We start from the raw sequence: 21,012 nt of genomic DNA on the forward strand, positions 1-21,012 counted from the left end.
GCTTTGGCGCGAGACATGCTTAGGCGTTTGGCTTAGGCTTAGGGCTGGCCTTCGGTGAATTCCCTGCATCATCACTGCTTAGTTTTTTAAGTAATAACCATTTATTTTTAGTGGAGAATATGCCAAAGGGGGGGAGGAGGAAGGTGCAGGAGCAGGAAGTTGAGGAAGAGAAGGAGGAGGAACCTGTCGAGGAGGTTGAGGATACAGAGGAGGAAAGCGGTGAGAAGGGTACCGTCGTTACGGCAACGGTCAGCGGTGGCTATCCTGTGATTGATGTCGAGGAGATCGAGGGCGTTGGTAGGGTCACGGCTCAGAAGCTTAGGGAGCTGGTTATAACACGGCTAGGGACGTGGCCTTCGCGAGCGTTAAGGAGCTTGCCGAGATACTTGGTAGTGAGGATAGGGCTAAGCAGATCATTGCCGCTGCTCAGAAGCTCATTGGCTTGACGCCGTTCATAACGGCCTACGAGCTTTATGAGAAGAGGAGGGGGGGTATTCGGAGGATTAGTACTGGCGTTAAGTCGCTTGATGAGTTGCTTGGTGGTGGTATTGAGACTAAGGCCATTACGGAGCTCGTTGGCGAGTTCGGTAGTGGTAAGACTCAGCTTTGCCATCAATTGAGCGTTATGGTTCAATTGCCCGAGGATAAGGGTGGGCTCAAGGCTAAGGCGCTGTATGTCGATACCGAGAACACCTTCAGGCCTGAGAGGATAATGCAGATGGCTAAGTACAGGGGTTTGGATCCACAGGAGGCTCTTAAGAATATTCTCTATGCCAGGGCTTACAACAGTGATCACCAAATGATGATTATTGAGGAAAGTAAGAAGATCATTGAGAAGGAGAATATCGGCTTAATAGTCATTGACTCATTGGTAGCCCACTTCAGGAGTGAGTACCCAGGTAGGGAGAACCTAGCCGAGAGACAGCAGAAGCTTAATCACCACATTGCCCAGTTGCTTAGGATCGCAGATATCTACAACGTGGCTGTCGTCGTCACAAACCAAGTGGTTGCGCAGCCAGACGTATTCTTTGGGAACCCGCTTAAGCCCGCTGGCGGTAATGTGATTGCTCACGGAGCTACTTATAGGGTTTGGCTGAGAAAGGGTAAGGAGAATGTCAGGATCGCCAAGATCTTCGACTCGCCGTATCACCCTGAGAGGGAGGTTACGTTTAGAATCACTGAGGAGGGCGTTGTTGATTAAAATCAATAACCATCAAACACCAACTTAGGCGCGCATGTTACGCTTCATGATTAAAACTATTTAATTAAGGTAATTATGAATGCCTAATGGTTTTTGTTAAGGTTAGGGCTGGCATATTCAATCCACTAGCGCCAGAGAGGACTGTGGAAGTTGATGGTATTGTAGATACTGGTGCGATTTATACCGTTATACGTAGGGACATACTTGAGGGACTTGGAATAAAACCGAGTAGGAGAAGAAGGTTTAAGGCGTTTGGTGGTTATGTGGAGCGTGATGTTGGTGATGCAGGCTTAATACTCATGGGTGAAAGGAGGGTTGTACCCGTGATATTTGGCGAGACTGAGGATACGATGGTGATTGGCGTAACCGCGCTCGAGATTTTTGGACTTGAGGTGGATCCAGTCAGGGGGGGAACGCTTAAGGAGGCTGAATTACTCCTGCTTTAACTCCCTAGTCCATGACTAAACATCATTAGAGGTTGTCGAGTCTCTCAATCAACGAATCCTCATCGCCCAAGTACCTAATGTTAATCCTCTTCTCAAAACTAATCAACTCAAAGTTAAGGCCCAAATCCCTCGCGTATCTATAAACCTCCATCAACTCCTCCTACTCGGCCTCCTAGCCAACTCCCTAAATTCAGGGTTGAACCTCGGTGAGTTAGGGTCAGTCTCGTTCTCCGGCCTGTACTGATCCATTATGTTAACCAAGACCCCAGGCATGTTATCAGCGATCCACCTAAGCACGGGCTTTGAATCATCCTCAACATGCCCTGGCATTACCAAGTGCCTAATTATCATGTCCTCGCCCCAGTCATAGACGAGCTTGTGATTCCTCGAGACAACCTCGAAGTACCTCGGTACCCTGGAGATCCTAAAGGCACACTTATCATTGCCGTACTTAAAATCGGGGGGGAGCCAAATATCCATTAAGACCCTAAGCAGTTTCGTGGTTTCTACGGTCATGTAAAAGTTGCTGTTCCATAGCATGGGCACGTTAAGCTCATTTCCGTAGAACGCCCAATCCCTGGAGAAGTTGTAGGGTATGAAGTCCGCCTTAACCGAGAGTACGGCATCGTACTCCTCATCACTCAGTTCATCGAGGACCTTAATGCCATCCCTGGCAATAAGCCTTATAGCCTCGGCAATATTATGCAGGTGCGGCGTTGGTTCGCCGCCAACCCAATTAATGTTGTGAACACCCTCGAGCCTGAGTATGATGGCTGACGAGGCTATCTGCCTTGGACTCATGACAATGCCATTGAATCTATCCCTGCTTATGTCTGCATTTTGGCAGAAGGCGCAGCGGAAGTTGCAGGACGTGAAGAATATTGTCCCAGAACCCATCACACCACGAAGTGGTAACTCCTCACCAAGGTGGTGGAAGTATGTGGATACCCTACTCGTGGAGTCGAGCATGCATACACCAAGCCTCTTATTACCCGTCCTATCGACCTACAACGCCACTCACAAAATTCGCAGTGCCTAATCATCCTTCTAGTGATTTCGGCAACCAGATCCAGCAGTGATGGTGATGCCTTGGGCATGCCCCTAATATCCACCTCATTACTTCTGACCCTGCGCCACAACTCGAGGAAGTCCTTTAGGGCCCTCTCGAACTCCCTCCACAACTCACCCTCGCCTAACTCGGTTATTTTCTCGTTAACGGGTATTCGCGCGGCTATTAAGTACTTGGCTGGTTTCCTGTTAATGGCTACTTCATAGTACCAGGGCAGTTTATCCCTAATGTACTTCCAAATCCATAACCTTGAGAAATTAAGCACTAGAGTTAATGCATCATTGAGACTTTAAAAACGCTATAACGTGGCAAGGTTTATAACTACATACCTATGTAGTAACTACATAGGTATGTCGTTTCTCGACAGGCCGGCTGAAGACCCAAGTGAGTTGTACGATAGGGAAGCTGAGATTAGGCAATTGAGATTTTCAGCATTGAATAGGGCGGTCACATTGGTGGTTGGCTTTAGGCGTGTTGGTAAAACGTCGCTTGTTAAGGCAGCCACAAAGGATATGGTCAGGGTATACATCGATGCGAGGAGGTTTGAGGGCATGAGCTACATGACAATTAGAGACTTCCTAAGTGAGCTTGCGAAATCCTTAAGTCAATTATTACCAATTAGCAAACGGCTAATTGATTTCCTAAGTAGGGTTAGGGGGGGTTTATCAATAATGGGCCTTACCATTGAGCTCAGCGGATTGGCTAGGGAGGTGTCAATACCGTCATTGTTTGATGCCCTTAATGACTGGGCATCATCTGAGGGTAAGCACTTAGTCGTGATAATCGATGAGGTACAGGAATTGAGTAAGATGAGGGGGTTTCAATTTACTTCCGGTATTTGCCTACGTGTATGATAATCTGAGGAACATATCCTTCGTATTTGCCGGGTCAAAGATTGGCATGCTCTATAATTATCTGAGAGTTAATGATCCTGATTCGCCACTGTATGGCAGGTATATGGAGGTGATAGAGTTAAAGCCATTCACACGTGAGCAATCACTGGACTTCTTAAAGCGTGGATTTAGTAAGGCGGGGGTTGTCATTGGCGAGGATATGATTAATAAAGCTGTGGATGAACTGGACGGCATTGTTGGTTGGCTATCATTGTTTGGTCTCACTTACATAAATAACCCAGGGCCTGAGGCTCTTGATAGAACCGTGAACATAGCCTCAGGTATTGTTGAAGAGGAGTTTTGTAACTTCGTTAGGACCATGGGCTCGAGGAGGTATGTATTAGTAATTAACGCTCTTAAGCAGGGCGCCACCTGGTCCGAGGTTAAGAGGTATCTTGAGTTGAGGGAGGGTAGGGCAATAAGTGATAGTGAGGTTACGAAGCTCCTCAGGAGGCTTATGGACAATGGATTTGTGATGAAGGTTAATAATCAGTACGTGATTGCCGACCCAATACTTAGGAGGATTAGTGATAGGGTTAGGTGTCGGGATTAAGCTTTAATTTTGGCCTGCCCTAACCATGGCGTATGGCGGATAGGGTTAGACTCGCGATTGTGGTTGCGGAGTTCAATTACGACGTTACATACCTAATGCTTCAAAAGGCCCTTGAACACGCGAGGTTTTTGGGTGCCGAGGTCACTTACGTGGCCAAGGTGCCGGGCACGTACGACATGCCGATAATAGTTGATGAGTTGCTTAGGAGGGACGATGTTGATGCCGTGGCGGCTATAGGCGCGTGATTCAGGGCGAGACTAAGCATGATGAGGTTGTGGCTCATCAAACGGCTAGGAAGTTGATGGACCTATCCGTGGAGCACAGGAAGCCGGTTGGCATGGGGATAATTGGTCCTGGAGCCAATAGAATGCAGGCTCTGGAGAGGGCTGAGGAGTACGCTAGGAGGGCTGTGGAGGCCGCGGTTAAGTTGGCGAGGAGGCTCGAGTTATTGAGGGGGGGTAGTAAGTACACGGGTACCACGGTATTCATAGAGTGAGGAATGACGTATTAAACTCCCGAGGATTTTTACGAAATTCCAATCAGCATTGGAGTCACTCTTCATCATTTCGGTAGGCGACTGAGCATCATCACAAGTTAAAACCCTTATAACCCTAGATTTATTTTTACTCGCCGTGATACTCGTAGCCCTTGGTTCAAGGAACCCAAACAAGATTAGGGGGCACGGAGTTGGCATTCAGACTCGCCGGCTTTAGGGCTAACGTGGTATCCATAGAACCACCTGGCGACATAACCCCCCCCGAACCCATTGGCCTTGATGAAATCATTAATGGGGCAGTTAGGAGGTCTCAGTACGCGATTAATGTCGTGAGGAATGCCGAGTTCGGCGTTGGTATTGAGGCAGGGATAATCAGGGTTAAGGGGTTTGAGGAGGGCATTGATGTGACTATTGCGGCAGTGATTGATGGAAGCGGTAAGGTAACCCTTGGCTTTAGTCCCGGGTTTATGGTTCCCAGGAAATTCATGAACGAAGTATTGCAGGGAGTCGAGTTAAATGATGTTGTTAGTAGGTATTATGGGGGGGAGCCAAACATAGGCAGGAAGTACGGACTAATTGGCGCATTAACTAGGAGGTTCATAGACAGGGTCATACTGAATACAGAGGCTGTTTATATGGCGTTGATTCCCAGGTTGCCGTGGAATGCGGAATTATTTAGGGATTGATGGTTGGGCAGGCAGAGTGGAGGTAAGATTATTCTTACCTCCACTCTGCATATCCAAAGTGTTCAATTACTCAATACCCTGCTCACCCTCACTCAATTCCTTAATCTCCTCACCACCCTCCCTCTCACTTAATTCCAGGTATATTAATGCCTCGACCTCATCCTTATTATTCAAGCCTAGGTTCTCTATTACGGTGGTTGGTAGGCTGGCTCCATACTGTGACTTGTGTATCCTCCTTATGTTTCCCTCATAGGCCATGTACCTATTATCCTTAAACAGCCAAATCCTCACTGGCGCCCCCCCATTCCTAAAGCCGAAGTACTTAACGGTTGTTGGCAATGGTATGTACGCATTAATCACCTTATACTCCCTATCACCAACCCTCCTATTACTCTCATAAATCCTAACCCTAGCCCTAACCCAAACAGCATTACCAAAGCCAATATCAAGCACAGTCATACAGTATAGCCAGGAAAAGCCGCCTTAAATCCCTGACCATCATACAGAGGTCGAGACTTGGATATGCAGAGTGGAGGTAAGATTATTCTTACCTCCACTCTGCCTGCCCAAACTTTGGCACATCATTAATAAATAGATACTTCACCAATACTTTCGCTTATGTTTCTATTTTTTATTAGAGTAAAACTTATAAGCCCCCCCTGGGTTATTTTAATCCCTGATGTACATAGTCACTGGCTACACACGTGGTAAGTCCTCGAGGAGTTTTGAGGTAGGTATAAGGATGTTGATGATGTTAGGGATGTCCATGAAACCCTAGCCATTAAGTTGAGGAGGGATTTGCAGTACTTCGTGGTTACGAATGATGATAGGGACCTTGTTCTTTGGACCTTTGATATACCTGGTTATGAGACCCACATATACTCAATGATTAAGGAAACAGCAACTCTAATGCTCTGCCCGAGGATTGACAACTCCACATACCTACTACCCGACGCATCGATGCTGGGTTACTTAACAAGTGCCCTATCACGCTATGAGTACAGGGACATGGTGTACTTCGTGAAACCGCTAAATAGGGAATTCGTGATTAGGGCTTTGAGGTCTACCTACGACTCGGCAATGGCTATAATCATGAAAATGCTGATGAGTGCGAGTAGGGCTAGGGGTATCGCCCTGAGGGTTCTCATGGATAAGGTCGACTACGTCGAGGAGTCAATAAGTAGGGCATTGAGCATGTGGAGAGGCAAGGGTTATGACATAGACTCCTCAGGTATTGAAAGTGCAATAAGCAGTGCTAGGGAGGTGCTTAGGAGGAAGGTCAGTAAAACTAACCGATAAGGTCATTAGTTAATTACTCAAAATAAGGCAGTGGGTATGGAATAGATAGGCAGGTTATTAGGGCAGTAATCGACGAGTTAAGGATTAGGTACCAGGCAAGTCAAGGTCCTGGGTAAGGAGGTCACTCAGAAGATTCCTGAGCAATGGCGTTAAGGCCTTGGGCAGTGATACGTGGGTTGTCAGGGGGGGTGAGCCATCAATGGGCGACAAGCTGCCTCAGTACATCGTTAGGTTCGTGAATGGCAAATACACCTGTGATTGCCAGGTAAGCGCTTGGGGGGGCGAGAGCAGGGGGGGGCTATGTACCCACATTGGTGCGGTTATCATAAGTCAATTGTATAATGAATTCACGAAAACCGTGTACGCGGCGGTAGTGAGGGCTGAGTGCCTTGACAATGAGTTATTAATACCTGGTAATAATGAGGTCATGGTGAATAAGGCTGTTCAGGGCAGTACAACCATATACATAATAAGGACTAGGCAGGAAACCACCGTAAAGGCCCTACTCGCCTGTAATGATGAGGTTAGGGAATTATTAATAGAAACAAAGCCCACAAAAAGCTGGGAGGTAATGAAAATACTGAGGAGTAAAACCGCGTGATTCACGATGTAACTCCTAGATAAGGAGAATGCCTGGGAGGCAATGAGCGAGGACAATATCGAGCGGACTTAGGTAACAACAAAGACGATGGAGAACTTAAAACAACCCTGCCGGAACTCATGGATAAACGACCAAAGCAAAAACTTATTGAGTATAGCGGCCCCGCCGGGATTTGAACCCGGGTCCTACGGCTCCGCAGGCCGCCGCTCTATCCATGCTGAGCTACGGGGGGGCCTGTTTGTTGTTTCGCTCATTGGTTTTAAGTCTTTGCTTTGTGGTAATCCTTATAATGATTCTTGGTGTTTCTTATTTGATATGGGGGGGTTTGGTGGTGCTGTGGCTGAGGTCTTCATACCGCTTAATGCCGGTGGTGATGTTGATGAGAGTAGGGTTGGCTCAATGCTTGATTTCTTGCTTAAGCGCGGTGTTGAGGGTTTCTACGTTGGTGTGTTTGGCGCCGAGGCCTTTGCATTCACTACCGAGGAGAGGCTTTGGTTTTTTGAGGCTGGTTGTTGATTATGTACGTGATAGGGTCCCCCCCGTGTCATTCCTAGTCTCTGAGATGAGTATTAAGAGGGCTATTGAGGTTGTTAAGGAGGTTGGTAAGATTGGTATTGATGTATTGGCAATACCGCAGCCATACCCACAACAGTTTGGTGAGAGGGGTATCCTGGACTACGTGTGCACCTTGTCTAGGGAGTTTGGCGGTGACGTCATGCTGTATAACGAGCCTGCCGTTGGAAATCCCCTGAGTCCGTCAATGGTAATTAAAATCCTTGATAAGTGCCCAGGCATTAAGTACCTTAAGGACAGCTCGCATGACATGATAGGGCTGCACACGGTATTATCGGCGCACCCTGAGTTGAGGGTTATGGCTGGCAGTGATGGTTTGATATACGACATAATGCTCGCCGGCGGCGTTGGTGTGGTGTCCCTGGTGATAAACCCGTTCCCCGAGTTAATTGTTAGGATTGTTAATGAAATAAGGAGTGGTAATTACATGGAGGCGAGGAGACTCCAGGAATTCATAATAAGGGTTAGGAGCGTGCTAAAGGCTGGTGGCTTAAGCGGTGGTTATAGGTACGCAATGTCCCTGGTGGGTATTGACATTGGTAAGCCGAGGCCACCTTATGAGGACCCGGACGAAAAGACTAAGGAGTTCATTAGGAACTCATTGATTTCATTGGGCCTCATTAAACAGTGATCAGTGGGTTAACCCAAGGCCCGAGTCAAGCGTTTCCTTAAACCTCCTCCACCAATTAATGTAGTCCTCATAATCCTCAAACCTCCACTCCTTGGAACCGACCTCCCTAGCCATCGTTGAGACCACATCCCTAGCCCTCTCACTCTCCCATGGCTTGGCTCCGCATTAGCTTCATGGAGTACTCAACGATCTCCCTATAAATGTCCTTATTGGTCGACATACCCGTTACTTCAAGGTACAGCTTATCAAGGACTGGCTCAGCCCATCCCCCCCTATGGAATCTACAAAGCCCTGCATCATCAATTAACGCCTCGGCAATAGCCTGCTAAGCGATGACTTCGCGAAGTCCTCAGGACCCATGAAGGTGGGCGTGTAATTCGTCCAGTACCTGCCGAGCACGTACATTGGAGCGACCATGCCAGGGGGGGCCCAGTATAGGTTTGGTGTCATGTAGCCGTCGTTCCCGTATGCTACGTAAACCACCAAGTCCCTGAAGGACTTACCAACCCTTAAGACCCTGTCGTGAAACATCTCATCAAGCTTCCTTGCGGCGACCCTGATTCCGTTTTCAGCAATTATCTTAAGAACCTCATTGGACTTCTCAACAAAGCCCTTAATAACTTCCTTAGCCAGGCTCGCGTTTCTCCCTGAGTCGGTCTCTGGGTTAAACCTCATTGGGTCGAACACGGGCTTATCACCAAGCCCAACCTCATCTGGCCTCAATAGTCCATGCTCAATCGCATCAAAGATCCAGGCAACCACGTGTCCCATCTCAATGGCGTCTAAGCGTACTGATCTATTAAGTCCACGAGTGGTACGGCCTCCTCAAATATGTAATTACCAATGAAGGGGCCCATGGCGTGGAACGGTTCGTAATCCACCTTCTTACCGTGCCAAACCTTCTTACAAACAACTGAGCATCCGAAGTCACCGCAGTTATACCAACTCTTACTCCTGACAAAGACCTCGTCATTAAAGGGTTTCCAGAAAAGCCTCAGTATTGCTTCAACGTGTTGAATCCTCACCTCCCTGGGTAGGTATATGGACTTATAACCAAAGAGGGGCAGCAGCTCGCGGTAATGTGGGTAATTAACGCCGAAGGTGCCTCCAGTACCCATGCTCGGGTCAAACCTATACTTAATGGTCTTTTCATCCATGACCTGCCTAAAGGGCTTCTTAAAGGACTCAATCATTAACTTATTGATGAATTCCATATCATTGACCTTAGCGTACCTCGCCTTATGCGTACCACCAGCCACAAGGCCAACCACGTTATGGCCCATGGCGAGTGCGGTGCCTGGTCCACCCCTGGCAGCGAAGTCCTCGGCGCCAAGCCTAAACTCACCCTTTATTGGATTAACATCAATGGACACTAAGGCGCCGTTATACGTACTCAGTGCCGCTGGACCAACAACCACGGCCCTCGCGTTATACTTAACGAAGAAGTCCCTATAGGTGTCAAGCAGGTACTTCGTGAAGGCATAGGCGCCGTGGTAATTACCATACTCAAAGACTGGGTCAATACTCCTCAACTCAATGCCATCGCTTGACAGGAAGATCACCGTTGGCCTCCTCGCCTTACCCGTTATCACCACGCATCGATGCCCGCCCCCCCCATGAACTTATACGCAGCACCGCCCAAGGCAGCTACATGGATTGTCTTCGTCATTGGGCTCTTGAAGACTGCGATTAACCTGTGGAAGCCCGGCATTTTACCGCCGACGAACGGGCCCATACCAATTATGAATGGCACACTTGGGTCAAGTGGGTCTAGGTTCCAGGTCCTCGCTTCATTATGTATCCGGACGCCTAGCGTCACTGGTCCCTGTGCCGTCACATCCTCGATCTTCCAGGAATTCTCATTAAGGTCTAGCCTAAGTACCTTCACGCGTATTGCGTTTTCAAGCCTAATAATAGGCTTTCTTGAGTAATCTGTGAATAGGTAATACCTAACTTAATATGGGTGTTCAGAGAAATACTTATTAACCCATTACACCCAGTTATACTCAGTAGACCCAGCATGAGGATCAAGGAATTGATTAGGGATGGTGTCATATCCTGTAAATCCACCGACCCAATAACCTGTGCCGTTGCGAAAATGTACATGCATAATGTTGGTAGTGTCCTTGTGATTGATGAGGATGAGAAGCCAGTGGGCATATTCACAGAGAGGGACCTGGTCAGGGTTGTGGCTGAGGGCATTAGCCTTGATACGCCATTAATGAAGGTTATGAGCAGGAAGTTAATAACTGCGAATACCTCGGAATCCGTGATCTCAGCAGCAATGAAGATGATTGAGAACAACATAAGGCATTTACCTGTTGTTGAGGAGGGCAAAGCGGTCGGTATGGTGAGCATTAGGGACTTAGTGAGGGCATTAATGGCTCAGGAATTATCCTACCCGTAAGGCGTGTCCAAGTTAATTAAGTAAAACCAATTCCCATTACAGACCATGTTGTAGCTTATCGCACATAGATTAAGGATTTACGTTGAGGAAAATACGTAAATTTATGTGTAATTTTAAGGCAAAATATTTCTAACACCCTGTGTTACGCGGCCTTATACTTTCCGTCAGTCTTTACTACCTTTCCATCCTTTATTAACCTCGTAAGCTGTGCCTTAACGACATTTACCCTCTCCTCACCAACGGCCTTCGCAATCTCCTCCGCGGTGAATTCCTTACCCTTATTGCTCGTGAGGTAATCAAGGATCTTCTTCTTTATTCCCTCGACCATACAATGTAAATACTACTTCTTTAGGTTATAAAGATATTGCCTTTATATTTGTGAAGTATCAACCGTAATTTGCTAGGGCAATTAATGATATAATTAAATACACGAACATCACTAGTTCCTGAATTACTCCCTGGGTAAAATCCCTAGCTCTCCATAATCCCAACATTCGATTTATTGCTAATTTTAGGAGAACGAGTATTATTATTCACCTGTAGAAAGAGTGTCTAATTTTTAATTACCGTGGGCAACAACCTATTATATTAGTTCCAACATTACCTCTCAGTAATGAATGGGTTTAGGGCGTATTATGATGATGGGATTGTGATTGAGCATGGGAATAAGCGTTTCATAATTGACCCATTGAGGAAGCCCGGTGGATCCTTTAATGCCGTGTTAATAACCCATGGGCACAGGGATCACGTGAATCCAAGGGCTCTTCACAAAGTCTCGCCTCTCGTAATGAGTAGCGAGACCGCAGCCATAATTAGGGCGCGTGATGGTGATTACCTCAGGCATTTCGCGGTTGGTCCAGGATCTAGGCTCATTATTGATGATGTAGTGATTGAATCCTTTAACGCCGGCCATGTGATCGGTAGTCTATCCTACGTACTTGACTTTGGAGATCTAAGGGTTGGCGTTACGGGGGGGGACTTTAATGTGGAACCATCAATACTACTTGACGGTGCCAAGGGGGCTTAATGTCGATGTTTTGATAATGGAGGCCACGTATGGCGACCCGGATTACGTGTTTCCAAGTAGGCGTGAGATCTATGATGAATTAAGGGCTATTGCCGAGGATAGCGTTAAGGATGGCATTACGGTATTCATGGGCCAACCACTTGGTCGCGGTCAGGAACTCACAGCGTTACTCAAGGATTACCCAATCTATGTGGAACCCAGTGTTAAGGTGATTAATAATGCCCTGGCTTGAGACATGGCGCCGTGGCCAGCGGCTTACCGCCTGCCGGTTCTATACTTATCACGGGTGTTCCTAGGGATATTACGTGGTTCATTAAAGTCCTGAGGAGTAGGTATAGGAGTGTTAGGATTACCGCATTAAGTGGTATGTACGCTAGGCGTTCAAGGGCCACCCGATTAAGGCAGCTTGGCGTGAATGCAATACCACTCAGTAGCCACTCTGACTTTCCAGGGCTTGTGGACTTCGTATTAAGCAGCGGGGCTAAGCTCGTATACACCGTTTATGGAAACGCCGCGAGATTTGCGAGGTACCTAAGGCATGAATTAGGTATTATGGCTAGGCCGTTGCCTAAGCGTAGTCAATTAACCATGGATTACTTCCTATGATATTATGATATAATGCTTAAATTAATGAATGAGGTCGGAAGCATTAATGAGGCCAATAATAACGTTACTTACGGATTTCGGTTATGAGTCATACTTCGTACCATCAATGAAGGGCGTAATACTTAGTCTAAACCCCCCCAGTGCCGTGATAATTGATATAACGCATGCAATACCGCAATTCAATGTGTATAAGGCGGCATTCACATTATGGGCCTCCTACAAGTATTTTCCCAGGGACACAATACATGTGGTGGTTGTTGATCCGGGGGGGGTTGGCACGTCGAGGAGGGCAATCGCCATTAAGACGAGGAATTACTACTTCGTTGGGCCTGACAATGGCGTGTTGATGATGGCTGCCGAGGATGATGGTATAATTGAAATAAGGGCTATTGAGAATAGGGAGTTCATGAGACCTGTGGTGTCGAGTACGTTCCATGGGCGTGACATATTCGCGCCTGTGGCGGCCTACCTAAGCCTTGGTCTTGATATATCATTGCTTGGGCCTAGGGTTACGGACCCCCCCGTTAGGCTTCAGGGCATTACGAATAGGGTCTCCAGGGGGGGATTTGCCAGCTCAGCCATTATATACATTGATCACTTCGGTAATGCGTACACAGGTATTAGGGAGAGTGATCTTGGGGGGGTTCTTGGTCTTGAGTATGGCAATGAGTTGCGCATAGTCATACCCAGGAGGAATGTCGACCTTAAGGTCAGGTTCTTAAGGAGTTATGGCTATGCCAATGAGGGTGAGGCCTTGGCGCTCATTAATAGTGAGGGCTTTCTCGAGCTCTCAATAAACAGGCAACTTTGCTCAAAGGTTTGGTGTTGAGGAGGGTGATGAGGTTGAGGTCTCGGTCATTAAATGAGTATATTACCTGACGCGTAATTGAGTAGTTCCCTGAAGTTTCTCATTAGTGATGCATCATCAACGATGTACTGCCTGGGTACTTTACCATTAATTATCTTCACGCCCTCCATTTCCAATAACTTAAGTTTTACGTTAATATCACCCGCCGAGTAGCCGCCCAATGAACCGTCGCTCTTAATGACCCTATGACACGGGACAAGAACGGGGAGCTTGTTGGCGCTGGCCAACTTACCGATGGCTCTTGGCTAGTATTTAATAACCGAGCTAATTGGGCGTAGGTGGCGACTTTTCCTCTCGGTATTGATAACATGGCTACCTGCGCCAAGCCAAGCAGGCCAGGGCTTAGTTCTAAGTGCCTAATTATTTCCTGCGGCTTTACTAGCCCCATTATATACCTCATTATAGTCTCGCCAATCGGGCTTATGGTCTCCCTATTAATTCCATCAGTTCCAACCCTAACCCTAACCTCCCGAATTCTATCACCGTAAATACACACCTCCAAGGCGCCAACATCACTAAGAAGCAGTGTTATGCAACGCATTTTAATTCAATTAACTAGGAGGCCTTAAAAACCCTGTCCCGATACACATACGTGGCTGTTAAGGTTAAGTTAGCTGGTGTTTTAAGGGCATTGGCCCTCGGTAAGGAGTACGTGGAACTCAATGGAGTTACTACGGTGAGGGATGTTATTCATGGGCTTAAGTCAATAAATGAGAAGTTATTCAGGAGGGTTTTTGATTCAGCGAGGGGTGAGTTGGCGCCTGACATCTACATCGCGGTTAATGACGTAGATATAAGGTTGCTTAAGGGCCTTGATACGCCTATCAAGGATGGCGATGAGGTTTTAATACTGGCTTACATCCATGGTGGTTAATAACCATGAATTACCTAATCAGGTTGAGTAGCGACATTGGTGACTTAAGGATTTGGCTTGCGACCGTGATACTAACGAGACCCTTCGACGATGAGGTATTGAGTAGGGTTAAGTCGCTGACGAGTGAATGCCCCCCCAATTCATTAATATCAATAGTGCCTGCGAGGAAGGTATTAAGTCCGTGGCACATGATATACCCAGCGTACCTAAGCCTTAGGGATTACGTGAGGGGGTTTATCGAGGTTTAGAGATCCTGGGCTTGGAGCGTTGACTTACATGGCAGGTACAACGCAGTTAAGGAAGGGGTTGAGTATGATGAACCCTATTGGTAATGATCAGTTATCAATCATAATAATGGGTATAAATGATTGCGTGTATGACCTGGTAAACAAGGTAGTTAATATACTTAGGGATTTCATGGAGGATTTAATTATTGGTGTTGGTTGCCATAGGGTTTATGATGGCTTATTTAAGTCGATCGATGATTTCATGAACGCATTAATTAGTAAGTATATTGAAGAGTTCACGTGATCTTTGCGGCAATTCTTGCAGTTAATAATTTATAATTCCAGCGGGGGGGTTCGGGAGGTTAATGGATAGGCTATTCTATACCGCGAGGGATGAGGAGATAATTAATGGTGAGGCTACGGATGTTTATTTCCTAAGGACTGTTGAGGTCCTTAAGGCGGCTGGGCTTGATAAGGTTAGGGTTAGGGCTGAGTTTCACGTTGTTAATTTACCGAGGAATTACAAGTGGGCGGTATTTGCGGGCTTAAAGGAGGTGATTAATATTGCCGTCGCTAAGGAATTGCCAATAACCATATACGCGATGCCTGAGGGTACATTGTTTAGAGCTAATGAGCCTATAATGGTTATTGAGGGTAATTACGTGGATTTCGCCGTCTACGAAACAACGTTCCTGGGAATACTTAGGCATTACAGCTCGGTGGCTAGTAAGGCGGCCAGGATTAAGAAGCTGGCTGGTGATAAGTCATGCATATTCTTTGGTGCCAGGGTTGTGCACCCCGCAGTACAGCCAATGGTTGATAGGGCATCCTACATAGGGGGTTGTGATGGTGTTGCGGGCGTGATAGGGGGGGCTAGGTTAATAGGGATTAAGCCAAGCGGTACAATGCCCCCACGCATTAATGATAGTGTTTAGGCACGCAACCGGTGACCACACGCTCGCCTGGGCCTGGTTCGATAAGGTAATGCCCAGTGACGTACCGAGGATAGTGCTTGTTGACACGTTCTTTGATGAGCGTGAGGAGTCAATGATTGCCGCAAAACTACTTGGTAATAAGTTGTACGGTGTTAGGTTAGACACACCAAGTAGTAGGCGTGGTAATATGGAGGCCATCGCCCGTGAGGTTAGGTGGACCCTGGACCTGGCTGGTTATAAGAATGTGAAGATACTAGTCAGTGGTGGCGTTGATGAGGATGACGTGGTCAAGCTAAGGGATGTCGTTGACATGTTCGGCGTTGGTACATCAATAGCCTTCCCACCAAGTGTTGATATTAGTATGGATATAGTGGAGGCTTATGACGAGAAGAGTGGGCGTTGGGTGCCAATAACGAAGCGCGGTAAATTACCAGGCTTTAAGCAGGTATATAGATGTAGGGGTACCTTAGACGATCAAGTGGTTCCGTGGGATGCCGAGCCCGCGTCTTGCCCAGACGGTTCTAAGCCGGTTCCCCCCCTACTCAGGAAGTTTGTCGATAATGGTAAAGCCGTAGAGTCAATACCCAGCGATCAGGAGATTAGGGATTATGTGCTTGATCAATTGAAATATGCCGAAATGTAGCTATTGCTTATTATTTATTCATCAATTGAAAATTAAACGATAATGAGAGTCTCCAGGGCGAGTTCCGAGCCAAAGAATAGGTTATTTTCTATTTTTAAGGAAAAATCACCGTTAAGCTCACAATTCCTCTTCCCACTCCTCCTCAAATTCCTCCCACTCTTCCTCCTCCTCACCCTCCCATTCCTCCTCTTCCATAACTAGGTTGTTCATGCTCGATCAATGATGACTTAAAAGAATTCTTAAAAAGCATTACCTATATGCTTAATTCGTCTGTATTATCACCTCACGAGGCTCTATCCTTATTCTTTTTACGCTCAATCCTTAATAATTTCATGAGGTAGGTGTGGTTTATAAAAGGTTAAGGCGAGGTATAATAGGGGGGGTTCATGTGGATTTCAATTTAGTCATATCCACAGGAAGGAGGTTAGAGGGTAGGTGCGCTGATGAGCTTAAGTACATTGGTGATTTAGTTGGTATGAGGATTGCCCAGACATCCTTCACGGGCTTTGACGGGCTTATAACGGGCTACGTGGATGGTGACCCAGTGGAATTCACTAGGAGGTTGAGGGAGCTCGTTAGTAGTGGTCGTTATGTTCCGCGCTTTGTGCTTAAGGTCGTGCCTATAATGAGGACCGTGAAGACCGATATTGAGGAGATTAGTAAGGCGGCTGTTGAGTTGGCAGGTAGGTATTTAAGCCCTAACGAGACGTACAAGGTTGAGGTTAGGAAGAGGGGTGTTGACTTGGATAGGATGGAAATCATTGACTCAATAGCCTCGAAGATAAGTAATAAGGTTAAGCTCGAGAACCCAGATAAGATTATTCAAGTGGAGGTATTCCCATCAAGGACTGGGATAAGCATCATTAGGGAGGATGATATTTTCTCTCTTATGAAGATCAACGTAAATACTCAGCAGGGTAATGGGTAATTCATTAATCAACTAACCATAATCCTTTAATTTTCTCACGGCACTCCAATTTGATGGAGGTAACAGTCATTGGAACTGGCAGGATGGGTAGTGCATTAGTTAAGAGATTGGCTAAGCAGGGCTTTGACGTTTATGCATGGAATAGAACCAGGGATAAGTTGAGAGATTTACCTGCAAAAGCCATTGATGATATTTCGCAGGCCAGGGGGGGAATAACGTTCATTTTTGTTTCCGATGACGAGGCGTTAAATGCAGTTAAGGGCGTTGGCGGTGACGTGATCGTGCTATCAGGGACCTATAGCATTAGCGCCGTTACTGCACTCAATGTTAGATTCACGGGTATGGGTAAGGGATTACTTGCGGCTCCAGTTGTTGGGGGGCCTGGTGATGTTGAGAATGGTACGGCAGTATACCTGGTGGGCGGACCCGAGACAACGTATCAAAGGGTTAAGGAAGTATTTGATAAGTTGGGTATTGTGATTAGGCTGCCGACGGCTGAGTCAGCAATGGCGCTCAAATTAGCCTATAACGCATTCTTAATAGGTACAATGGCATTACTCGGCGAGTACATCGTGCTTGGCAGGACATATGGGGGGGTCGATGATGATACATTGAGAGTGTTATTAACAAAGACGGTGTTTAGGGATGTGGCCGAGAAATACCTTGACAGGATGCTTAAGCCTAAATCGCCGCCATCATTCACGCTAGCCCTGGCCGCTAAGGACGTGCATTACGCCGTTAAGGCCGCGGGTGATGCTAAGTCGCCGTTAGTCGTTTCCTCAGCCGTTAAATCACTGTATGAGTTGCTGGCTACCCTTGGCTTTGGTAATGAGGATTACGTCAGGGCCGGCTTACTCGAGCTTATTGGCGGTTTAAAGGAAAAATAATGCTTATTAAGTCCACAGTTTAATCGTGCATGATGAGCGAGAGCGCCAAGGTTGAGGTTGAGAGGGTTTACGTAATTAATCTAAGGAGGACTAGGGAGGTTTCAAGGACTAAGAGGTCTCCATACGCTGTGAGGTTAATTAGGAAGTTCGTGGCTAGGCACATGAAGGTTGATCCTGAGAAGGTTAAGATTGATAATAGTGTTAATGAGTATGTTTGGTCCAGGGGTATTGAGAAGCCTCCCAGAAGGATTGAGGTGAAGGTCACTAAGTATAGTGATGGCACTGTTAAGGTTACGTTGAACGTTCCCGAAAAGGCTGAGGAGAAGGCTGAGTCGAAGTAGCTGTTTATACCTAGTGCTTCCTGAATTAGCCGATTCTTTTTAAAGGGCTTTTTATCCCTCATTAACGTGATTAGTAATAAGACGCTGCAGTTAATGTCTAGGCTTTTCACGGCAACTCTCTACCTGGCAATCTCCCTAATAGCATTCGTAATTGACTTCCCATTCTACCCAGTACCAATTGCGCTACTTATTATTGCAGTGACCACGGCACTCGCCTACTCAGGGCATGTCAAGCTTGGCTTCGCAATCATGGCAATACTCCTAATACCGGCGCTGCTCTATGTTTATAAGTACGCGGCACTTGGTGTTCTGCTTCTCATATTAATCCTCCTAATACTGATTAGAGTCTTTGATTGGTTGGGTGTCGGCGTTGGTATGCTTGCTTGGGAATTCTCAATAATGCCAAACCCACTCTACGTTCTTTCAGTACCGCTAATACTAACTTCACCAAGTCTCACGATTGGAGTTACGAGGAGAGTAACGCCGCTTAAGTCGTTGATTACATTCCTAATACTATACATACCAACGTTACTGCTATTAAACGCTAACAACATGGTTGTTCCCTGGTTTGGCTACGTAAACGCAAACCTAGCACCACTGCAGTCGCTCACTATCAATTCAATAACGAGTGCGTTGAGTAGCATGGACGTGGGGGGGCTTTACGGGCTGTCCCAGGCAATTGATAGAGTTTTTACCTGGACTAGCACTTACGTATTGCCGCCGATAATGGCATTGGCGGCTTACACGGCATATGTCATATCAAGTAGGTTGAGGTCGCATGACAATAAGGTGGTTAGGTTCCTCGCGCCTGCCATTGGCACGATGACGGCCTACGCGTTGATGACCTACCTACTATTTTATATGAATCCGTACTTCGGGCTTTACCAGGGCATTGACGTTAATGCACTAATGCAGGGCTTATTGCCAGCCCTAGTCATAAGCCTCGCCATACTACCATTAATAATGCATTTCAGGCTTGTTGAGATTAAGTTTGAGCAGGAGGAGAAGCAGTCGGTGGTTGCCCTTGAGCGGGGTTATCAATTAATCCTAAATAAGGATGAGCTTAAGTCGCTCGCAAGCGAGTGGGACAATGTGATTGGGCTTGATGACATTAAAAATGAGATAGAGACCTCAGTCATAACGCCACTCAGGGATGTTAAGCTATCCCAGAAGTACGGTTTAATGCCAATACATGGGGTCCTCCTATTCGGTCCTCCTGGTGTTGGTAAGACAATGCTTGCGAGGGCAATAGCCGGTAAGTTGGGTTGGACGACAATAATCATGAACCTTGGAGAATTGCTCAGTAAGTATTATGGTGAGAGTGAGAATAGGCTAACCGAGCTTTTCAAGGCCGCCAGGAACTACGCGCCATCAGTGATAATAATTGATGAGTTTGATGCCATTGGCAAGGCCAGGACTAGGTATGTGAGTGATGATGTTACGCCAAGACTATTAAATATTTTACTTAGCGAGATGGATGGGATAACCAAGAGTAATGAGAATATTTTAGTAATTGGAACGACAAACCAGCCGGACCTCCTAGACCCCCCCGCACTGCTTAGGCCTGGTCGATTCGATAAGGTTATCTACGTGCCACCGCCCAATGAGGAGACCAGGGCTAGGATGTTTGAGGCGATGTTGAGGGGGGGCAAGCCTGTCCAGGGGGGGCCGATTGACTATGCAAGGCTTGCTAAGATGACTGATAGGTTCACGGGCGCGGACATAATGAATGTGGTTAGGACGGCCGTGCTTGAGTCGTTGAAGGATGGTAAGCCAATAACCCAGGAAAAGCTCGAGGAGATAATAAATAGGTATAAGCCGAGCCTCACGTATGACCTGCTGGAGAAGTACGATGCATTCAGGCTTCAGTATAGTAGGTTGAGAACCTATGGTAAGGCGCAGGTCGGTATTCCAGAGGTTACTTGGAATGACATTGGTGATCTTGAGGAGGTTAAGGAGGTCATTAATAGGTATGTGATTGCCACGATGCAGAGGAGGGACGTACTTGAGAGGCTGGGTATTGAGCCAATACATGGAATTTTGCTCTTTGGTCCTCCAGGTGTTGGTAAGACCCTCGTTGCCAAGGCGACGGCTAATACGCTAAAGGCAAACTTCATAGAGCTTAATGGCGCCGAGTTGGCTAGGGCCGGGCCCGAGAGGGCTGCTGCCGTGGTTAAGGACGTGTTTAACATGGCTCGTGATAACGCACCAGCCATAATATTCATCGATGAGATAGATTCAGTGGCGCCGCCCAGGGATTCACCAACAGGTAGTGTTTGGTCCATCGTCATTGCCCAATTACTGACCGAGATGGATGGGCTAAGGGGGCTTAACAACGTAATCGTCATAGCGGCCACCAATAGGCCCTGGTTCATTGATCCAGCGCTTCTTAGGCCTGGCAGGTTTGATAAGGTCATTTACATACCACCACCAAATAGGGATGCCAGGCGTGAGATTGTTAGGATACACATTAGGAATGCGGAGGTTGAGGAGGGGGTGATTGATTGGGTTGCCGAGGTCACTGAGGGCTACAGTGGTGCTGACTTAGCGGCGTTGGTTAGGGAGGCTAAGATGAGGGCTTTGGATAGGGTGTTGAGCGGCGATAATAAGGTTAGGATTACTAGGGAGGACTTTGAGTATGCGCTTGGCAAAGTACGACCATCACTGAATAAGGAGTTGCTTAGCCAGTATGAGGATTTTGTGAGGAGGGTTAACCTAATGATTTAGCCGTTGTGTTTTAACCCTATTAATACGAAGAACATTGTAGGCTTAGTAATTTAAAGGGTGCCCCCCCTCACATTATTGTCATGAGTCAAAAACC

The 21,012-nt window shown here is 46.9% G+C and carries 25 protein-coding genes, 1 tRNA gene and 5 pseudogenes; 23 read left to right on the top strand and 8 right to left on the bottom strand.

All coding sequences use genetic code 11. From position 1 onward, the window contains the following. Window positions 1-119 precede the first annotated feature (119 nt). Window positions 120-1,201: pseudogene (radA, locus tag JCM11217_RS02210) on the top strand (DNA repair and recombination protein RadA). A gap of 86 nt (window positions 1,202-1,287) precedes the next feature. Beyond that, window positions 1,288-1,647 (top strand): aspartyl protease family protein, encoded by a 360-nt coding sequence (locus tag JCM11217_RS02215; protein ID WP_054841932.1) that lies wholly within the window; start codon window positions 1,288-1,290, stop codon window positions 1,645-1,647. A gap of 150 nt (window positions 1,648-1,797) precedes the next feature. On the opposite strand, the gene JCM11217_RS12915 is transcribed toward JCM11217_RS02215, so the two are convergent. Further along, window positions 1,798-2,616 (bottom strand): radical SAM protein, encoded by an 819-nt coding sequence (locus tag JCM11217_RS12915; protein WP_243678073.1) that lies wholly within the window; start codon window positions 2,614-2,616, stop codon window positions 1,798-1,800. Then, window positions 2,544-2,981, bottom strand: coding sequence for a hypothetical protein (locus JCM11217_RS12920; RefSeq protein ID WP_243678074.1), 438 nt, complete (start codon window positions 2,979-2,981; stop codon window positions 2,544-2,546). The genes JCM11217_RS12915 and JCM11217_RS12920 overlap by 73 nt, the downstream gene beginning before the upstream one ends. Window positions 2,982-3,021: 40 nt before the next feature. On the opposite strand from JCM11217_RS12920, the gene JCM11217_RS12925 reads away from it, so the two are divergent. The 4 genes and pseudogenes from JCM11217_RS12925 (at window position 3,022) to JCM11217_RS02235 (ending at window position 5,344) form a co-directional block, all read left to right on the top strand. Then, window positions 3,022-3,570: an ATP-binding protein gene (locus JCM11217_RS12925; protein ID WP_243678075.1), complete on the top strand. Its 549-nt coding sequence runs from the start codon at window positions 3,022-3,024 to the stop codon at window positions 3,568-3,570. Beyond that, the gene (locus tag JCM11217_RS12930) at window positions 3,563-4,162 is read left to right on the top strand and encodes an ATP-binding protein (protein ID WP_243678076.1); all 600 of its coding nucleotides are present in this window, start codon (window positions 3,563-3,565) and stop codon (window positions 4,160-4,162) included. Before JCM11217_RS12925 ends, JCM11217_RS12930 begins: the two co-directional genes overlap by 8 nt. A gap of 32 nt (window positions 4,163-4,194) precedes the next feature. Beyond that, window positions 4,195-4,658, top strand: a pseudogene (ribH, locus tag JCM11217_RS02230) (6,7-dimethyl-8-ribityllumazine synthase). A gap of 191 nt (window positions 4,659-4,849) precedes the next feature. After that, window positions 4,850-5,344, top strand: a complete 495-nt coding sequence (locus tag JCM11217_RS02235; protein WP_243678077.1) for an inosine/xanthosine triphosphatase — start codon at window positions 4,850-4,852, stop codon at window positions 5,342-5,344. A 66-nt stretch (window positions 5,345-5,410) separates the two neighbouring features. On the opposite strand, the gene JCM11217_RS02240 is transcribed toward JCM11217_RS02235, so the two are convergent. Next, window positions 5,411-5,803, bottom strand: a complete 393-nt coding sequence (locus JCM11217_RS02240; RefSeq protein WP_054841933.1) for a hypothetical protein — start codon at window positions 5,801-5,803, stop codon at window positions 5,411-5,413. Window positions 5,804-6,130: 327 nt separating this feature from the next. On the opposite strand from JCM11217_RS02240, the gene JCM11217_RS02245 reads away from it, so the two are divergent. Beyond that, window positions 6,131-6,643 carry a hypothetical protein gene (locus JCM11217_RS02245; RefSeq protein ID WP_243678078.1) on the top strand — a complete coding sequence of 171 codons (513 nt, stop codon included), beginning with the start codon at window positions 6,131-6,133 and terminating at the stop codon, window positions 6,641-6,643. Between the two features lie 157 nt (window positions 6,644-6,800). Further along, the gene (locus JCM11217_RS02250) at window positions 6,801-7,244 is read left to right on the top strand and encodes a hypothetical protein (protein WP_243678079.1); all 444 of its coding nucleotides are present in this window, start codon (window positions 6,801-6,803) and stop codon (window positions 7,242-7,244) included. A gap of 157 nt (window positions 7,245-7,401) precedes the next feature. On the opposite strand, the gene JCM11217_RS02255 is transcribed toward JCM11217_RS02250, so the two are convergent. Further along, window positions 7,402-7,479: transfer RNA gene (locus JCM11217_RS02255), tRNA-Arg, on the bottom strand. Between the two features lie 80 nt (window positions 7,480-7,559). Between JCM11217_RS02255 and JCM11217_RS12935 the strand changes: the two genes are divergently transcribed. Further along, window positions 7,560-7,760: a dihydrodipicolinate synthase family protein gene (locus JCM11217_RS12935; protein WP_243678080.1), complete on the top strand. Its 201-nt coding sequence runs from the start codon at window positions 7,560-7,562 to the stop codon at window positions 7,758-7,760. Next, a complete protein-coding gene (locus tag JCM11217_RS02260) occupies window positions 7,696-8,448 on the top strand; it encodes a dihydrodipicolinate synthase family protein (protein WP_243678081.1) in 753 nt (250 codons plus the stop codon). Before JCM11217_RS12935 ends, JCM11217_RS02260 begins: the two co-directional genes overlap by 65 nt. Here the strand turns inward: JCM11217_RS02260 and JCM11217_RS02265 are convergent. Continuing rightward, window positions 8,449-10,336: pseudogene (locus tag JCM11217_RS02265) on the bottom strand (aldehyde ferredoxin oxidoreductase). It abuts the gene before it with no gap. Between the two features lie 132 nt (window positions 10,337-10,468). Between JCM11217_RS02265 and JCM11217_RS02270 the strand changes: the two are divergent. Continuing rightward, window positions 10,469-10,855 (top strand): CBS domain-containing protein, encoded by a 387-nt coding sequence (locus JCM11217_RS02270; RefSeq protein ID WP_054842067.1) that lies wholly within the window; start codon window positions 10,469-10,471, stop codon window positions 10,853-10,855. 142 nt (window positions 10,856-10,997) lie between these two features. On the opposite strand, the gene JCM11217_RS02275 is transcribed toward JCM11217_RS02270, so the two are convergent. Then, entirely contained in the window at window positions 10,998-11,183 is a 186-nt protein-coding gene (locus JCM11217_RS02275; RefSeq protein ID WP_054841934.1) for a hypothetical protein, read from the bottom strand. A gap of 285 nt (window positions 11,184-11,468) precedes the next feature. Here JCM11217_RS02275 and JCM11217_RS02280 point away from each other — a divergent pair, with 285 nt between their 5' ends. The 4 genes and pseudogenes from JCM11217_RS02280 to JCM11217_RS02295 all read left to right on the top strand — a co-directional run bounded on the left by JCM11217_RS02280 (window position 11,469) and on the right by JCM11217_RS02295 (window position 13,354). Then, window positions 11,469-11,882: an MBL fold metallo-hydrolase gene (locus tag JCM11217_RS02280; RefSeq protein ID WP_054841935.1), complete on the top strand. Its 414-nt coding sequence runs from the start codon at window positions 11,469-11,471 to the stop codon at window positions 11,880-11,882. After that, on the top strand, window positions 11,866-12,114 hold the full coding sequence (locus JCM11217_RS02285; protein ID WP_054841936.1) for a hypothetical protein: 249 nt from the start codon (window positions 11,866-11,868) through the stop codon (window positions 12,112-12,114). The genes JCM11217_RS02280 and JCM11217_RS02285 overlap by 17 nt, the downstream gene beginning before the upstream one ends. A gap of 11 nt (window positions 12,115-12,125) precedes the next feature. Then, window positions 12,126-12,488, top strand: coding sequence for a hypothetical protein (locus JCM11217_RS02290; protein ID WP_243678082.1), 363 nt, complete (start codon window positions 12,126-12,128; stop codon window positions 12,486-12,488). A gap of 46 nt (window positions 12,489-12,534) precedes the next feature. Next, a pseudogene (locus JCM11217_RS02295) lies at window positions 12,535-13,354 on the top strand (SAM-dependent chlorinase/fluorinase). On the opposite strand, the gene JCM11217_RS12940 reads toward JCM11217_RS02295, so the two are convergent. Continuing rightward, a complete protein-coding gene (locus JCM11217_RS12940) occupies window positions 13,347-13,583 on the bottom strand; it encodes an MGMT family protein (RefSeq protein WP_243678083.1) in 237 nt (78 codons plus the stop codon). The pseudogene JCM11217_RS02295 and the gene JCM11217_RS12940 overlap by 8 nt on opposite strands. Next, window positions 13,484-13,897 carry an MGMT family protein gene (locus JCM11217_RS02300; RefSeq protein ID WP_243678235.1) on the bottom strand — a complete coding sequence of 138 codons (414 nt, stop codon included), beginning with the start codon at window positions 13,895-13,897 and terminating at the stop codon, window positions 13,484-13,486. Before JCM11217_RS02300 ends, JCM11217_RS12940 begins: the two co-directional genes overlap by 100 nt. A 51-nt stretch (window positions 13,898-13,948) precedes the next feature. Here JCM11217_RS02300 and JCM11217_RS02305 point away from each other — a divergent pair, with 51 nt between their 5' ends. The 8 genes and pseudogenes from JCM11217_RS02305 to JCM11217_RS02340 all read left to right on the top strand — a co-directional run bounded on the left by JCM11217_RS02305 (window position 13,949) and on the right by JCM11217_RS02340 (window position 20,918). Further along, complete coding sequence (locus JCM11217_RS02305; protein WP_054841938.1) at window positions 13,949-14,230, top strand: MoaD/ThiS family protein; 282 nt, start codon at window positions 13,949-13,951, stop codon at window positions 14,228-14,230. A 5-nt stretch (window positions 14,231-14,235) separates the two neighbouring features. Further along, window positions 14,236-14,478, top strand: coding sequence for a hypothetical protein (locus JCM11217_RS02310; RefSeq protein ID WP_054841939.1), 243 nt, complete (start codon window positions 14,236-14,238; stop codon window positions 14,476-14,478). 28 nt (window positions 14,479-14,506) lie between these two features. Then, complete coding sequence (locus JCM11217_RS02315) at window positions 14,507-14,761, top strand: hypothetical protein (protein WP_054841940.1); 255 nt, start codon at window positions 14,507-14,509, stop codon at window positions 14,759-14,761. Window positions 14,762-14,822: 61 nt separating this feature from the next. After that, window positions 14,823-16,035: pseudogene (locus tag JCM11217_RS02320) on the top strand (nicotinate phosphoribosyltransferase). A gap of 388 nt (window positions 16,036-16,423) precedes the next feature. Further along, entirely contained in the window at window positions 16,424-16,963 is a 540-nt protein-coding gene (locus JCM11217_RS02325; RefSeq protein WP_054842068.1) for a THUMP domain-containing protein, read from the top strand. 53 nt (window positions 16,964-17,016) lie between these two features. Next, window positions 17,017-17,850: an NAD(P)-dependent oxidoreductase gene (locus tag JCM11217_RS02330; protein WP_054841941.1), complete on the top strand. Its 834-nt coding sequence runs from the start codon at window positions 17,017-17,019 to the stop codon at window positions 17,848-17,850. Between the two features lie 32 nt (window positions 17,851-17,882). Continuing rightward, a complete protein-coding gene (locus JCM11217_RS02335) occupies window positions 17,883-18,191 on the top strand; it encodes a 50S ribosomal protein L31e (protein WP_013337627.1) in 309 nt (102 codons plus the stop codon). A gap of 66 nt (window positions 18,192-18,257) precedes the next feature. Continuing rightward, window positions 18,258-20,918: an AAA family ATPase gene (locus tag JCM11217_RS02340; RefSeq protein ID WP_054841942.1), complete on the top strand. Its 2,661-nt coding sequence runs from the start codon at window positions 18,258-18,260 to the stop codon at window positions 20,916-20,918. Window positions 20,919-21,012 lie beyond the last annotated feature (94 nt).

The sequence above is a fragment of the Vulcanisaeta distributa JCM 11217 genome, assembly GCF_001316005.1.
GTDB classification, from domain to species: domain Archaea; phylum Thermoproteota; class Thermoprotei; order Thermoproteales; family Thermocladiaceae; genus Vulcanisaeta; species Vulcanisaeta distributa_B.